Raw genomic sequence first — 13,616 nt, forward strand, 5'->3', positions numbered from 1 at the left:
GAGGCGTCGGCCGAAGACGTTGAGAAGAGGTTGAGAAGACGTTGAGCGGGGCGGGTGGCGACTCTGTCAGCGCAGGCGCGACGGTGCCGTCGGCACGCTCGGACGGCAAAGAGGGGCCGCACACCCGGGGGCGCACGGCGTCGCCTCCCGTCGGCTGGTTTGTGCATCCGGGCACCCTGCACCGGCCCATCGCCCGACTCGGCCTGGGCCCACGCCCGCCCACCCAGCACCGCCCCTACCTCCCCCACACCGAATGTGGCCTGAGCCTGCGCGTCAGCTCCGGCCCGGTGGAGGACCGGGCGGACACCCTCGCGCGCACCCGGGTTCGCGAACGTCCGACACACGGTGGAGCTGTCCGGAGTACGCCCGGACTGCGACCACCGGCATGCGACGAACGAACGGCCGTGACCGCGAGCACCGTCTGATGTCGGCCAGGGGCCCGTTCCTTCGAGTGGGTCCGGCCCGTGTTCTGTCTCCAAACAGCGCAACCCCTCTCCGGGACGACACAGTTACAACGCGGCCGAGTTGGGCATCAGCCCCGAGCGTCTCCTCATCGCCGGTGCCAGCGCCGGAGGCGGGCTCGCGGCCGGGACCGCGCTGCTCGCCGGCGACCGGGACTTCCCCAAGCTGAGCCACCAGGTACTCATCTGCCCCATGCTCGACGACCGCTTCCAGACGCACAGCAGCCGCATGCTGGATCACGAAGGGTTCTGGGACCGGAACAGCAACCTGTACGGCTGGACCGCGCTGCTGGGCGAACGCCGAGGCGGTCCTGACGTGTCGCCGTACGCCGCGCCGGGCCGGGCCGAGGACCTCAGCGGCCTGCCTCGCGCCTACACCGACACCGGCTCCGTCGAGCTGTTCCGCGACGACGTCCTCATCTACGCCCGCCGTCTGTCCGAGGCGGGTGTGAACGTCGACCTCCACATGTGGGGCGGTGGCTTCCATGGGTTCGACGGGCTGGCGCCCCACACTGCCCCTATCGATCCAGTCGAGCATCTCCGCGCTCTCGCGGCCACTCTCCTCGGCTCGCCCCGGAGACCGCGCCGAAAGGTTCTGCATCATCGTGATCCGTGCGGCGATGGACTCGTAGATCTTCCGGAGCAGTCCGTTACCGGCACCGGAGAAGAGGTCCTCGTAGTAGCTCGACCACGGATCGAATGCCCGGTCCGGGCGCGCCGCCGCTTCCGAGATGTGTCGGCGCAGGTTGGAAACCTGCTCGTCGGACGCGTTCGCGACGAAGAGTTCAACCGCAGCGCTCTCCAGATACTCCCGCACCTCGTACAGCTCTGCCAGCTCCGGCTCGGTCAGCACTGTGACGCGAAGCCCTCGCCCCGGCGCGGGCTCCACACGTGCACGGGGTACTCCCATCCGGTCTGCCATCTACACGGCAGGGCCGAGCAGACGCCGCCCTTGGTGTCCAGGCCGTTCGCACACAGGGCCCGACAGCCCTCGAAGGACCTCCGCAGCCGCCCTCACGACGACTCCCCGACGGCGTGCCGGAACTGTCACCCCGACCCGACGTACGGCCTGCCGGTCTGTCGCTTCAGTGGAACAACCGCCTGGACGATCGGCACAGCTCCGGAGGCGGCGGTGATGCGGTGCCGGTACTCCTCGTCCGTCATCGAGGCCGCCCTCTCGTAACCCCGTGCGATGGTCTGGCCAGGGTTGCCGTGGCGGTGGGTGTGTCGGGGACAATGCCGGACGATGACGTCACCACTGCATTCCGAGCCGGACCGAGCCGGGTACGCCGCCTTCGCGCACCTGACTGTGCCCAACGCTCCTCTCTACCGCCGGGTGATGCGCACGTTCCTGACGGCCAAGGAACGGTTCGCGGTGCACCTGCGGCCCGAGGACGTGCACGCGGCGCTGCCGCCCGAACACCGGCCCGCCGACCCGGACACCGTGGTCAAGGCACTGGACAGCCTCGTCGAGTGGGGAAACCTGCGGGCCGACCCGGACACCTCGCGGGTCACAGCCGTCGAGGACTTCTACCGCAAACGCTTCATCTACCAGCTCACACAGGCCGGTGAGGCCGCCGAGCAGGCGCTGTCGGTGTACGACGAGACGCTGGGGCGGCGCGGTGCGCTTCAGGCGGTGGCGCTGCACGACATCGTCACGCAGCTGCGGGCACTGCTGGTGATCGCCGCCGAGGAGGAGCCGGACGGGGCCAAGGCGCATCTGGCGCTGTCCGCGCTGACGAGCCGGTTCGAGGCGCTGGCGGAGAACGCGCGGGCGTTCATGGGGTCGTTGCAGCGCACCATCGACCTGCACGGCGTGGAGGTCGAGGTGTTCCTGGCCTACAAGGACCGGCTGATCCAGTACCTGGAGCGGTTCATCCAGGACCTGATCACACTGGGTGGGCGGATCGCCCTGCTCATCGGCGAGTTGGAGGAGCAGGGCCGGGTCGGCCCGTTGCTGCGGCTGGCGGCGGCCCGGGAGGCGGCCGACGCAGCTCCGGAGGAGGCCGAAAGCGCGGAGGCGCAAGGCTGTGCGCGGTGGGCGGGGCGCTGGGCGGGGCTGTCCGCCTGGTTCGTCTCCGCGGACGGCCGGGAGTCGCAGGCCCGACTGCTGCGCGCTCGTGCTTTGGGTGCGATCCCGCAGCTTCTCGCGGTGGTACGGCAGTTGAACGAGCGGCGGGCCGGGCGCTCGGACCGGTCCGCCGACTTTCGCACCCTGGCCCGCTGGTTCGCCGAGGCACCGGACGACGAGGCGCGGCATCGCCTGTGGCGCGCCGCTTTCGGCCTCTACCCGGCTCGGCACCTCACCGTCGACGCCGACACTCTCGCCGAGCGCACGGCCCGTCCGGTGGCCGCGTCCGCCCCGTGGGCCGAGGCGGAGCCCCTGCGGATCAGCCCGCAGCTGCGCCGCACCGGCAGCTACGAGCGGCGTGGCAGGGCGCGCAAGGTGGAGGACCGGTCCGAGCAGCGGCGTCGGCTGGCGGAGATCGCCGCGCGGCAGGCGGAGGAGATCGCGGCGGCTCGCGCCCGGCTGACGACGGACGGCGGCACACGGTTGTCCGCGCTCGGGGAACTCGACCCGCTCGTCTTCGGCCTGTTTCTGCAGTTGCTCGGCGATGCCCTGGCCACCTGGCGGCCCGGCATGACGACGACGGTGGCGACCAGCAACGACGGCACGATGGAAATCCGGCTCACCGCTCTGGGGGACGGTACGACGGCCGAGATCCGCACGCCGGGCGGCGTGTTCCGCGGCCCCGACCACGCCGTCGAGATCACCGATCTCACCCGTGCCGAGCGGGCACGGACGCACGACGCGCCGGCGCAGGAGGTCTCATGACCACACCCCTGGGCGAGGTCCTGGACGGCCGGCGCGCGGCCGAGTTCCGGAAGGCCGCCCGTGCCCTGCTGAAGGAACCGCTGCTGCTGGCCCACGGAGCGTACACGGACGAGTTCCGCCTGGTTCGGCAGCATGCCTCGGAGCTGCGCGACTGGTTCGACCGCAACACCGGCTGGTCGCTGCGGGTGGACGCGGAGGCGGCCCGGCTGCGCAAGACTCCCGGTAGCCTGGCCGATCCCACCCATCCGGCGCGGGAGGCGTCCCGCGCCCGGTCGCCGTTCACCCGGCGCCGTTATGTGCTGCTGTGCCTGGCGCTGGCCGCTCTGGAGCGCGGGGAGGCGCAGATCGCCCTCGGCCGGCTCGCCGAGCAGGTGGTCCTGGACGCGGCCGACCCTCATCTGGCCGCTGCCGGGGTGGAGTTCACCCTGGAACGGCGCGACGAGCGCCTCGACCTCGCCGCGGTGGTGCGGCTGCTGCTGCGGTACGGGGTGCTGCGGCGGGTAGCGGGGGACGAGGAGGCGTACGTCAGCGGGGCGGGCGATGTGCTGTACGACGTGGAGCGCCGCGTTCTGGCCGGGCTGCTCGCCGCCCGCCACGGCCCGTCGTTGATCGGTGCCGAGGACTTCGGCACCCGGCTGGCCGAGCTGACCGCGGAGACCGCCCTGGAGAGCGAGGAACTCCGGTTCCGCACGATCCGCCAGAAGCTGACCCGCCGTCTGCTGGACGACCCGGTGCTGTACTACGACGAGCTGACCGACGAGGAACTGGTCTACCTGACCCGGCAGCGCGCCTTCATCACGGCACGGATCGGCGAGCTGACCGGCCTGGTCCCCGAGGTGCGGGCCGAGGGCATCGCCATGGTCGATCCTCTGGATGACCTCACCGACGTACGGATGCCGGAACAGGGCACGCACGGGCACGTCACGCTGCTGCTCGCCGAGCACCTCGTGGCTGCGGGCGGCGAGGTGACTCGCGGCAAGTTGGAGGAGCGGGTGCGGGAACTGGCCGCCGAGCACGGCGGGTTCTGGTCCAAGAGTGCCAAACAGCCGGGGTCGGAGGCGGAGTTGGTCGACCAGGCGTTGAGCCGGCTGACGGCTCTCGGCCTGGCGGCCCGCACTCCTGGGGGTGTGGTCCCGCTGCCGGCGCTCGCGCGGTACGCGGTCGGCGAGACCCGCGTGGTGGAACCAGGCGCCCCGGCCTCCCGCGCATCCCGTACCTCTCAGCGAAAGGCGCACGCGTCGTGACCGCCCTGCCCGTCCCCGCGCCCGGTCGGTGGCGACCGCTGCGCATCGGTCTGGTCGACCTGTTCTACTACGACACGGAGGAGTTCTGGTTCCGCGACGGCCGGCTGCTGCTGCGTGGCAACAACGGCACCGGCAAGTCCAAGGTTCTCGCCCTCACGCTGCCGTTCCTTCTGGACGGCGACCTGTCCGCGCGCCGGGTCGAACCCGACGCCGACCCGGGCAAGCGGATGGAGTGGAACCTGCTGCTCGGCGGGGAGCACCCACACCCCGAGCGGCTCGGCTACGCCTGGATCGAGTTCGGCCGCCGCGACGAGGACAGCGGGCAGGCCCACTTCCGCACGCTCGCCTGCGGGCTGAAGGCGGTGGCGGGGCGGGGTATCGCCCGGCACTGGTACGCGGTCACCGACCAGCGGATCGGCGAGGAACTCAGCCTGCTGGACGCGACCGGTACGGCGCTGTCGCGGGACCGGCTCGCGGAGGCCGTCGCCGGGCGCGGCATGGTGTACGACCAGGCGAAGGCGTACCGCAGGGCGGTGGACGAGGCCTTGTTCGGGCTGGGCGAGCGTCGCTACGCCGCCCTGGTGGACCTGCTCATCCAGCTGCGCCAGCCCCAGTTGTCGAAACGGCCCAACGAGGCGGCGCTCTCCCGTGCGCTGACCGAGGCGCTGCCGCCGATGGACCAGGCCGTGATCGCAGACGTGGCCGAGGCATTCCGGTCCCTGGACGAGGAGAAGGAGGAGCTTCGGGCCGCCGCCGAGGCGGAGCGGGCCGCCTCCGCGTTCCTGGAGTACTACCGCCGCTACGCCCGCGTCGCGACGCGGCGCCGTGCCCGGCTGCCCCGCAGCGAGCACGCCCGCTACGAGCAACTGCACCGTGACGTGGCCCAGGCCCGCGCCGAACAGGCCCAGGCCGGTGCGGATCGGGCAGTGGCCGCCGAGAGGCTCGCGGAGCTGGAGGAAACCGCCACGCGTCTGAAGGCGCAGGAGGCGGCACTGCGCGAGGGCCCGGAGATGCGCAATGCCCGGGAGCTGGAGCAGGCGGCGGCCGACGCCCGCCGCACCGGGCAGGAGCTGTCCCGCGCCGAGGCCGACCGGGAGCAGGCCGCCGAGGCGCACACCCGGGTCCTCGGCCGTGTCGAGGCGGCCGAGGGGCGGCTCGCAGGGGCCGAGCGGCAGGTCACGGAGACGCTTGCCCGCGAACGGGAGGCGGCTTCGGCGGCCCGGCTCGACGGCGAGCTGCGTACCGACGGTGTACCGGAGGCCGAACTGCGGCGTACGGCTGAGGAGTCGGTGGCCCGCAGGCGGCGCACCGTCGAGCACGTGGAGGAGCTGGCGGCACGTGCCGAGGCGGAGCGGGCCGAACGCAGGGCGGCCGCACGACGCCTGGACGAGGCACAGACCGAGGCCGGTCACACCGCCGAGCGGCAGGCCGGGGCCGAGGGGAGGGCCGCCGATGCGGGCCTCGAACTCATCGCCCTCGTACGCACGCATCTGGACGAGTGCGAGGAGCTGGCCGTCGCCGACCGGGCAGGGCTCCTGGACAGCCTGCAGGACTGGGTGACACACCTCCAGGGCCCGTACCCGGCACGGGAACAGGCCGGTGAGGCCCATCGCACGCGGGCGGCGCGGCTGGCCGACCGAGCCGCCGTGCTCGGGCGGGAGCTGGCCGGGCTCGAGGACCGGCAGGCCGAGTCGGAGCGGGAGCTGGCCGAGCTGGAGGCGGGCGGCCAGCACGGACCCACGATGCCCCATACTCGTACGCCCGGTGCGCGCGAGCGGGCCCCGGGGGCGCCCCTGTGGCGGCTGGTCGACTTCCGCGAGCACGTCGGCGCCAGTGAACGGGCGGGCCTGGAGGCGGCGTTGGAGGCATCCGGGCTGCTGGACGCCTGGGTGCGTCCGGACGGGTCCGCGGTGCACGCGGACGGGCACGACGTCCTGTTGTCCCCGCTGCCCTCCACCGCCCCGCCCACCGGGGCGACGCTCGCGGACGTGCTGCTGCCGGCCGTGGATCACGGCGACACTCCCCCAGAGGGGGTACCCCCAGCCCTGGCAGTGGGCGAGGAGAGGGTGGCACGCCTCCTGGAGGCCGTGCGACTCGGCTCCTGCGGCGGTGACACCTGGGTGACAGTGGACGGCCGCTTCCGCATCGGGGCGCTGACCGGCAGCTGGTGGAAGGACGCGGCCGTGTACGTCGGCGAGGGCGCCCGCGAGGAAGCGCGCCGGACCCGGATCGCTGCCCTGCGCGGCGAACTCGACGCCCTGGCGGACGGTACGGCCCGCGTCGAATCCGAACGTGCCGCGGTGGCCGGGCGCCGCCGTTCCCTCGACGCCGAGCTGGCCGCCGTCCCCGACGACTCGGCTCTGCGCCACGCGCACGCGCTGGCCGCCGCGGCGGGGGACGCCGCCCAGCGGGCCCGCGCCCGGCACGACGAACGCTCCGCTGAACTGGCTGAGGCCACCAGGAGAGAAGCCGAGGCCGCCACGGAACTCACAGAGGTCGCCGCCGCCGTGAACCTGCCGGTCGACCGGGCGGGGCTCGCCGGCGTCCGCCAAGCCCTGGCCGACCACACCGCCGTCCTCGCCGCCCTGTGGCCGGCCCTGCGTGAGCGCGCCGATGCGGTGCGGGCACTCTCCGACGAGCACGCGGAAGCCCGGCGGGCCGGAGCCCGGACGGCCGAGCTGGCCGTGCGCGCCGAGGAGTCCGCTCGTCTCGCGGCCGCCGCCGACGAACGCCACACCACGTTGCGCTCCACCGTCGGCGCCGCCGTCGCGGAGCTGGAGCGGCGCCTGACCGAGACCGCCGATGCCCTGGCCGCGTGCGACCGCGGGCGGCACCGGGCGCGCGAGGAGCACACCGCCGCCGATCGGCGCGCTCACCTGGCCCAGGGGCACATCGAGCGGCTGGAGGTGGACGTGCGGGAGGCCACCGCGGCCCGCGCCGAGTCCATCGCCGCGCTCCAGCGGTTCGCGGGCACCGGACTGCTGGCCGTCGCCCTGCCCCAGGCAGCCGTGCCGCCGCTGGACGGCGGGCCGTGGGCGGCCACTCCGGCCGTGGCGCTCGCCCGTGCCGTCGAGGCCGACCTGTCGGGCACCGACGACTCCGACGGCGCCTGGGAACGCGTACAGAAGCGGCTCAGCGAGGAGTACAAGAAACTCCAGGACGCGCTCTCCCGTGGCGGCCACACCGCCACCGCCCGCATGGTCGAGGACGGCATGGTCGTCGACATCGTCTACCAGGGCCGCGAACGGGCCGTTCCGGAACTGGCGGAAGCGCTCGCCGCGGAAGTGGCCGAGCTGACCCGCATCCTGTCCGCACACGAACGCGAGATCCTCGAAACCCACCTGTTGACCGAGGTCGCCGGCACCCTGCAGGAACTGATCGGCACCGCGGAGCGCCAGGTGAACGCCATGAACGCCGAACTCGAGGAGCGGCCCACCTCCACCGGCATGAAGCTGCGCCTGGTCTGGCGCCCCTCCCGCAAGGCGCCGGCCGGCCTGGCCCAGGCGAGGGAACGTCTACGTCAGTCCGCCGACGCCTGGACGCCCGAGGACCGGGCAGCCGTCGGCGAGTTCCTGCAGACCCAGATCGCACACCGGCAGAGCGACGACACGGCCGGCAGCTGGCTGGAAGTGCTCACCCAGGCGCTCGACCACCGGGCCTGGCACGAGTTCGGCATCGAACGCCACCAGCACGGCAAGTGGGTCCCGGCCACCGGTCCCGCCTCCGGCGGCGAACGGGTCCTGGCGGTGTCCGTACCGCTGTTCGCCGCGGCTTCGTCGCACTACGCCACCGCCACCCCCAACGCCCCGCGCCTGGTCACCCTGGACGAGGCCTTCGCCGGTGTCGACGACGACTCCCGCGCCAAGTGTCTTGGCCTGCTGCACGCCTTCGACCTCGACGTGGTGATGACCAGCGAGCGCGAATGGGCCTGCTACCCCCAGGTCCCCGGCATCGCCATCGCCCAGCTCTCCCGTGTCGACGAGATCCCGGCCGTCCTGGTGACCCGCTGGGAGTGGGACGGCACCAACCGCGTGCGGGGCGCGGAACCGCGTCAAGAACTCGCGTCTTTGCCCGCGCAGGCGAACGCGGCCGCCCCGACGGCAGGCCCCGAGGACCAGGGCGCCCTGCGGTCATGACCGAAGACAGGGGCACACCCCGGCGGCCGCCCGCACCCATCGACCGCCAGCGCCTGATCCGTCTCCTCGGCGGCCCCGAACTCGTCTGGCTGGTGGACCGGTGCCGCCGCCGCATGGAGCGGGACGAGCCCCTCACCGGCCCGGTCGCCCTGGCCGCCCCCACCGCCGCCCAGCGGGCCGGCGCCGAACGCCTGCTGGGCCGTGCCCCGGGCACCGGCCGCTCACTGAGCATGCGCCTCGACGCAGTGGACGCCCTCCTTCGCCGCTCCGGCATCAGCCCCGACGGCCTGGCCGCCGCCGTCACCGCGCTCACCGGCCCCGTCCCCCGGCTCGCCGACGTGCGCGGGCAGGAGGCAAACGCCTGGCGTGACGCATACGCCCCGCTCGACACCCTGATCCGCACGATCCGCCCCGAACTGGCCGACTGGGCCGACCAGTTGCACCAGGACGGCCGCATACGCCGGCTCGCCCGCACGCCGGACGCGGCCCGTACGCTGCTCGGCCACGCTGCCGAGGCCCTGGGCCGCCTTCCGGCCGACCCGGCCCTGTCCCTGCCCGCCTTCGCCGCCCGCGTGCTCGGAGACGCCCATGCCCTCGACGACGGCACCCCACTCGCCACGCTCGTCCTGTCCGGTGCCCGCGCCCTGACCGGCTTCCCGGACGGGAGCGGAGCCGAGTGGCGCCGCGAGGCCTGGGCATCCGCCGGCCTCCTCAAGGACGCCCTGTCCTCCACCGTCCTCACCCTGGGCGTACGCGGCACGCCCGCCCTCGACTGGGTGGCCGACCGGGGAGAACCGGCCGTGCTGACCCTGCGCCAGCTCACGCGTACCCCGCCGCGTACGGCGCCCACCGTGGTGTACGTCTGCGAAAACCCCACGGTCCTGGCGACTGCGGCGGACACCCACGGCTCCCTCTGCCCGCCTCTGGTCTGCCTCCAGGGACAGCCGTCGGCCGCCGCCCTCACACTGCTGCGCCATCTCGAAGCCCAGGGGGCGAGCCTGCTGTACCACGGCGACTTCGACTGGGGCGGTCTGCGCATCGCCACCGCCCTGCTGCACCGCGTCCCCTGGACCCCCTGGCGCTACACCGCCACCGACTACCGCGCCGCGGCCGCCACCACTCCCCTGGCCGGACCCCTGACCGGCACGCCCGCCACCGCACCATGGGACCCTGAGCTGCGCCCTGCTCTCACCGAACTCGGCGTACGGATCGAGGAGGAGACCGTACTGAACGACCTCCTGACCGACCTGACGGCCTGACACCGGCCGCCCGGAACACACGTGGTTCCGCCCGCGCCCACAGGTGCTCTTCAGCCGTAGCGTGATGGTGCAGATCCTCTCCCTGACGATGCTGTCGGCCCTGGCGGTGCTCTTCTGCGCAGTACGTGAGCGCCGCCTCCCGCCAACTGGCCCGGGTGCGTTCAGCCGCCCAGGCCGTACAGCACGTGCTGCTGTGGCCGCTGCCCGACCAGCTCGGCTGTGTGCAGATCGCGGTGCTCTGTCAGGCGGCCCACGAGCAGGCGTGATCCGGCGCGCGTCGTGGCGACGGCCTTTGATGGGCGGTCACAGCATGGGGTCGGCAACGCGCCCATGAGGCTGTGCCAGGGCTACGCGGTGTCGGCCGCTGCGGCACTCGGGGCCTGCGTGCCCATGCTGCCGAACCGAATGCCCTTGGCCTCTTTGCCCACAGCGCTCAGCAGCATGACCATGGCCAAGGCGGGCGCTACGGTCCACGCCATCGCTGCCGGATAGCCGTGATGCCCGGCGAGTGCCTCCTGGATCGGCAGGTTGAGGGCCGCGATCAGGTTGCCGAGTTGGTAGGTGACGCCCGGGTAGAAGCCCCGGATCGCGTCCGGGCTCATCCCGGTCAGGTGCGCCGGGATGACGCCCCAGGCTCCCTGTACACACACCTGCATCAGGAAGGAAGAGAGAGATTCTCGAGACGGCGCTGCGCCTGTTCACCGAGCAGGGCTACGACGAGACGACCATGGCCCAGATCACCCGAGAGGCCGGCGTCTCCCAGCGCACGCTCTTCCGCTACTTCGGCGCCAAGGAGGACCTTCTCGGCGGCGGCCAGGACCGGTTCGGGCAGGTCCTGATGGACACGATCAGTGAACAGCCCGCCGATGCCGGTGTCTGGGACGCCCTGCGCGCAGGGGTTGCTGCCGTACTGGCCTTGCACGACAGCCGAGAACAGGCCCTGGAGCGGTTCCGCCTCCTGCACAACACCGCCTCGCTGCGTGCCGGTCGGCTCGAAAAGCGACTGCGGTTCCAGGAGAACCTGCTGCCGCTCATCGAGACCCGAATGGGCGCAGGTACCGGCAACGAAGGCGCGAAGGCCCGCGCGGTGATCGCGACGGCGTTCGCATGCCTGGATGCCGCATCGATGACCTGGGTCGCCAACGACGGCAAGGGCGAAATCATGGACCTGTACGACGAGTGCATGGCTGCGGTGCGCGGCTGACCCGCAGCGGCCGACCAGCCCGGAAACCGTGGACGGGAACTGGGCACATCCGGGGGACCGGCAGACGGCTGCCCGGTATTCGGTCGGCGGCCCGGTCCGCGGCGGTCAGTACAGCGGCCGACAGCGCGGTGGTGAGCTGTGCCGCTGAGCTGACGCCCTTACGGGAGAGCAGGTGGAGAGTGTCGGAGGCAAGTGGTCAGCGGGTGGTGAGCATGCCCTCGCGCAGCCGGGTCAGGGTGCGGGTCAACAGGCGGGAGACGTGCATCTGGGAGACACCGATGCGTTCGCCGATCTGGGCCTGGCTGAGTTCCTCCACGAACCGCAAGTGGATGATCTCCCGGTCCCGCTCGCCGAGTTGGTCGATCAGCGGGGCGAGGGCGTGGAAGTCCTCGACCAGTTCCAGCGCGGTGTCCTCAACGCCGATGAAGTCCTGCAGCGCTGCTTCGCCGTCCTCACTGTTGCTGACGGCGGCGTCCAGGGAGGCGGAGTTGTAGCCGTTGGACGCAAGCCTTGCCTCCCCCACTTCTTCCTCGGACAGGCTCATCAGTCCCGCCAGTTCCTGCACCGTGGGCATGCGGCCCAGACGGCTGTGGAGTTCCTCGGTCGCGCGGGACAGCTGGGCCCGGGCCTCCTGCAGACGGCGCGGTACATGCACGGCCCAGGTCGTGTCGCGGAAGAACCGCTTGATCTCCCCCACGATGTACGGGATGGCGAAAGAGGTGAACTCCACCTCACGGGACAGTTCGAACCGGTCGATGGCCTTGATCAGCCCGATCATGCCGACCTGGACGATGTCCTCCATCTCCTGCGGCCCCCGGCTGCGGTACCGGCCGGCAGCGTAGCGAACCAGGGACATGTTCATCTCGATCAGCGTGTTGCGCGCGTACTGGTGCTCCGCCGTACCCTCCTCCAACTGCTGCAACTGGTCGAAGAAGAGCCGGGAGAGTTCGCGGGCGTCCCTGGGCATCACGTGGGAGGGGTCGACCACCTCCGGCAGCTGAGCCGTCCGCCTGTGCGTTGCCGTGGTGCTCATGAGCGCCATCCCTGCATCCCTTCCGACTTGGGCCAACCAGACCATCGACCGGCTGTAGCGGCCGACAGCACCGCGGCTACCCCGAGATCGTCAAGCCATTCCCGACCTCACCCGGGCGGAGCCGCAGACGGTATCCAGACGCAGCTAAATGGGGCCTCGCTGACTCGTCTCGACGACGGCCGGCCCTGGTTCTGGATCACTTTTGGTGCCAGAGCCACGGAGGTCACCACAACCGCGATCATGAACGATCGTGACCCGCGACCTGCTCCAGGATCTCTGGCTTCACCAGACCACCGACGTCGCGGTCAGCGCCGTCACCATCGACGCCAACCACGTCACCGTCCACGCCGCCACGACCCGGCTCATGCCGCGTGGAGGACGCGCAGCAGGTCGAAGTTGGCGCGGCCGAACATCTGGCGTTTGAGCACCTTGGGCTACTTCGAGCGGAACGTCCGCACGATCGAGGTCCTGGTCGACCGGGACACGGTCGCCTCCGGCGCCGCCGCGGGCGGTGAGCCCTGGCAGTACTACGACCTCGGACACGGCTACCGCAGCTACACCTTCTTCGGGCAGTGCCAGCACCGCATGGCCTGCGCACGATGCGACTTGTACGCCCCAAAGGAATCCACGCGATCCCAACTCCTGGCAGCCAAAAGCAACTTGCAGAAGATGGCCGTGTCCATCCCGCTGACCGACGACGAACAGGCAGCCATCGAGGACGGCCAGGCAGCCCTGGACCGGCTACTCGACCGCCTCGCCGAGGTCTGCGCTGTCTTCAGCCTGCCCGGCCGGGACCACCATGTTCGGCACCGCGATCGGCACTACCTCGACGTGATGCACGAGCACACGGCTTGACATCGCTGATTCCACAGAATGATCTTGTTGTGACCCTCGCCAGCGCCGGAGCTGTATCGCAGGGTCAGTCCGGCGACGACTGCGTCGAGGTCCTGCAGGAGGCCGGTGGCGAAGGTCTGCAGGGCGGGGACCTGGTCCTGTTGGACGCGGGCGATCCAGTCTGGGAGGTGGTGGCCGCGGCGGTCGTTCATCAGCTCGGCGAATGCCCGGACGTGCTCGGCGGTGCGGGCGAGCGTCGGGACGCGCGCAAGGGTCTCCTTGAGCTGCAGGGCGTCGTCGGTGGCCAGTCGGTCGGGATCGGGGGTGTTCCACCCAGTCGCGTGCCTCACAGAGGGCTTGCGGCGGGGCGGGTCCTGGTGTGGGAATGTCACCGTCAGTGACGAAAATCAGTTATCCCTGTTGCTTGGTCCAACCCCTGCCGGGTCAGGGGGCGAGGTCGGACCGGACGTCGGCGTGGCGTCATGTCCGGCTGGGTAGTTGCGGTGACGTCTCGCTCAGGGTCGATGTCGGGCGCGGTGAAGCGGGCGGACAGGTCATCCGGCCGCTGTGATGGTGTCCGATGGTCCGGCAGGGGGATGCCGGCCTCGC

Annotated in this window: 11 protein-coding genes and 2 pseudogenes; 9 read left to right on the forward strand and 4 right to left on the reverse strand. The window is 71.8% G+C overall.

The genetic code is table 11. From position 1 onward, the window contains the following. Nucleotides 1-513 precede the first annotated feature (513 nt). Nucleotides 514-978 (forward strand): annotated as a pseudogene (locus tag ACFC8N_RS48100) (alpha/beta hydrolase fold domain-containing protein); the annotation flags it as partial. Between the two features lie 54 nt (nucleotides 979-1,032). Here ACFC8N_RS48100 and ACFC8N_RS48105 read toward each other — a convergent pair. Next, nucleotides 1,033-1,383, reverse strand: a pseudogene (locus ACFC8N_RS48105) (FCD domain-containing protein); the annotation flags it as partial. A 324-nt stretch (nucleotides 1,384-1,707) separates the two neighbouring features. On the opposite strand from ACFC8N_RS48105, the gene ACFC8N_RS48110 reads away from it, so the two are divergent. The 5 genes from ACFC8N_RS48110 to ACFC8N_RS48130 all read left to right on the forward strand — a co-directional run bounded on the left by ACFC8N_RS48110 (nucleotide 1,708) and on the right by ACFC8N_RS48130 (nucleotide 10,202). After that, nucleotides 1,708-3,297 carry a TIGR02677 family protein gene (locus tag ACFC8N_RS48110; protein WP_376296013.1) on the forward strand — a complete coding sequence of 530 codons (1,590 nt, stop codon included), beginning with the start codon at nucleotides 1,708-1,710 and terminating at the stop codon, nucleotides 3,295-3,297. Further along, the gene (locus tag ACFC8N_RS48115) at nucleotides 3,294-4,541 is read left to right on the forward strand and encodes a TIGR02678 family protein (RefSeq protein ID WP_376296014.1); all 1,248 of its coding nucleotides are present in this window, start codon (nucleotides 3,294-3,296) and stop codon (nucleotides 4,539-4,541) included. The genes ACFC8N_RS48110 and ACFC8N_RS48115 overlap by 4 nt, the downstream gene beginning before the upstream one ends. Continuing rightward, nucleotides 4,538-8,677 (forward strand): TIGR02680 family protein, encoded by a 4,140-nt coding sequence (locus ACFC8N_RS48120; RefSeq protein WP_376296015.1) that lies wholly within the window; start codon nucleotides 4,538-4,540, stop codon nucleotides 8,675-8,677. The genes ACFC8N_RS48115 and ACFC8N_RS48120 overlap by 4 nt, the downstream gene beginning before the upstream one ends. Then, nucleotides 8,674-9,936, forward strand: a complete 1,263-nt coding sequence (locus ACFC8N_RS48125; protein ID WP_376296016.1) for a TIGR02679 family protein — start codon at nucleotides 8,674-8,676, stop codon at nucleotides 9,934-9,936. The genes ACFC8N_RS48120 and ACFC8N_RS48125 overlap by 4 nt, the downstream gene beginning before the upstream one ends. Nucleotides 9,937-10,061: 125 nt before the next feature. Beyond that, nucleotides 10,062-10,202: a hypothetical protein gene (locus ACFC8N_RS48130; protein WP_376296017.1), complete on the forward strand. Its 141-nt coding sequence runs from the start codon at nucleotides 10,062-10,064 to the stop codon at nucleotides 10,200-10,202. Nucleotides 10,203-10,283: 81 nt separating this feature from the next. Here ACFC8N_RS48130 and ACFC8N_RS48135 read toward each other — a convergent pair whose 3' ends face one another. Beyond that, the gene (locus ACFC8N_RS48135) at nucleotides 10,284-10,586 is read right to left on the reverse strand and encodes a hypothetical protein (RefSeq protein ID WP_376296018.1); all 303 of its coding nucleotides are present in this window, start codon (nucleotides 10,584-10,586) and stop codon (nucleotides 10,284-10,286) included. 77 nt (nucleotides 10,587-10,663) lie between these two features. Here ACFC8N_RS48135 and ACFC8N_RS48140 point away from each other — a divergent pair, with 77 nt between their 5' ends. Then, nucleotides 10,664-11,140, forward strand: a complete 477-nt coding sequence (locus tag ACFC8N_RS48140; RefSeq protein ID WP_376296019.1) for a TetR/AcrR family transcriptional regulator — start codon at nucleotides 10,664-10,666, stop codon at nucleotides 11,138-11,140. A gap of 196 nt (nucleotides 11,141-11,336) precedes the next feature. Here the strand turns inward: ACFC8N_RS48140 and ACFC8N_RS48145 are convergent, their stop codons facing one another. After that, a complete protein-coding gene (locus ACFC8N_RS48145; protein WP_376296020.1) occupies nucleotides 11,337-12,182 on the reverse strand; it encodes a SigB/SigF/SigG family RNA polymerase sigma factor in 846 nt (281 codons plus the stop codon). Between the two features lie 241 nt (nucleotides 12,183-12,423). Between ACFC8N_RS48145 and ACFC8N_RS48150 the strand changes: the two genes are divergently transcribed. Together ACFC8N_RS48150 and ACFC8N_RS48155 are read left to right on the forward strand one after the other, a co-directional pair. Beyond that, nucleotides 12,424-12,597, forward strand: coding sequence for a hypothetical protein (locus ACFC8N_RS48150; protein ID WP_376296021.1), 174 nt, complete (start codon nucleotides 12,424-12,426; stop codon nucleotides 12,595-12,597). Beyond that, complete coding sequence (locus ACFC8N_RS48155) at nucleotides 12,594-13,028, forward strand: hypothetical protein (RefSeq protein WP_376296022.1); 435 nt, start codon at nucleotides 12,594-12,596, stop codon at nucleotides 13,026-13,028. The genes ACFC8N_RS48150 and ACFC8N_RS48155 overlap by 4 nt, the downstream gene beginning before the upstream one ends. Here the strand turns inward: ACFC8N_RS48155 and ACFC8N_RS48160 are convergent. Then, nucleotides 12,995-13,357, reverse strand: a complete 363-nt coding sequence (locus ACFC8N_RS48160; protein WP_376296023.1) for a hypothetical protein — start codon at nucleotides 13,355-13,357, stop codon at nucleotides 12,995-12,997. The two genes, ACFC8N_RS48155 and ACFC8N_RS48160, sit on opposite strands and share 34 nt — an antisense overlap. Nucleotides 13,358-13,616 lie beyond the last annotated feature (259 nt).

This window comes from Streptomyces sp. NPDC055966, assembly GCF_042269865.1.
GTDB lineage: Bacteria > Actinomycetota > Actinomycetes > Streptomycetales > Streptomycetaceae > Streptomyces.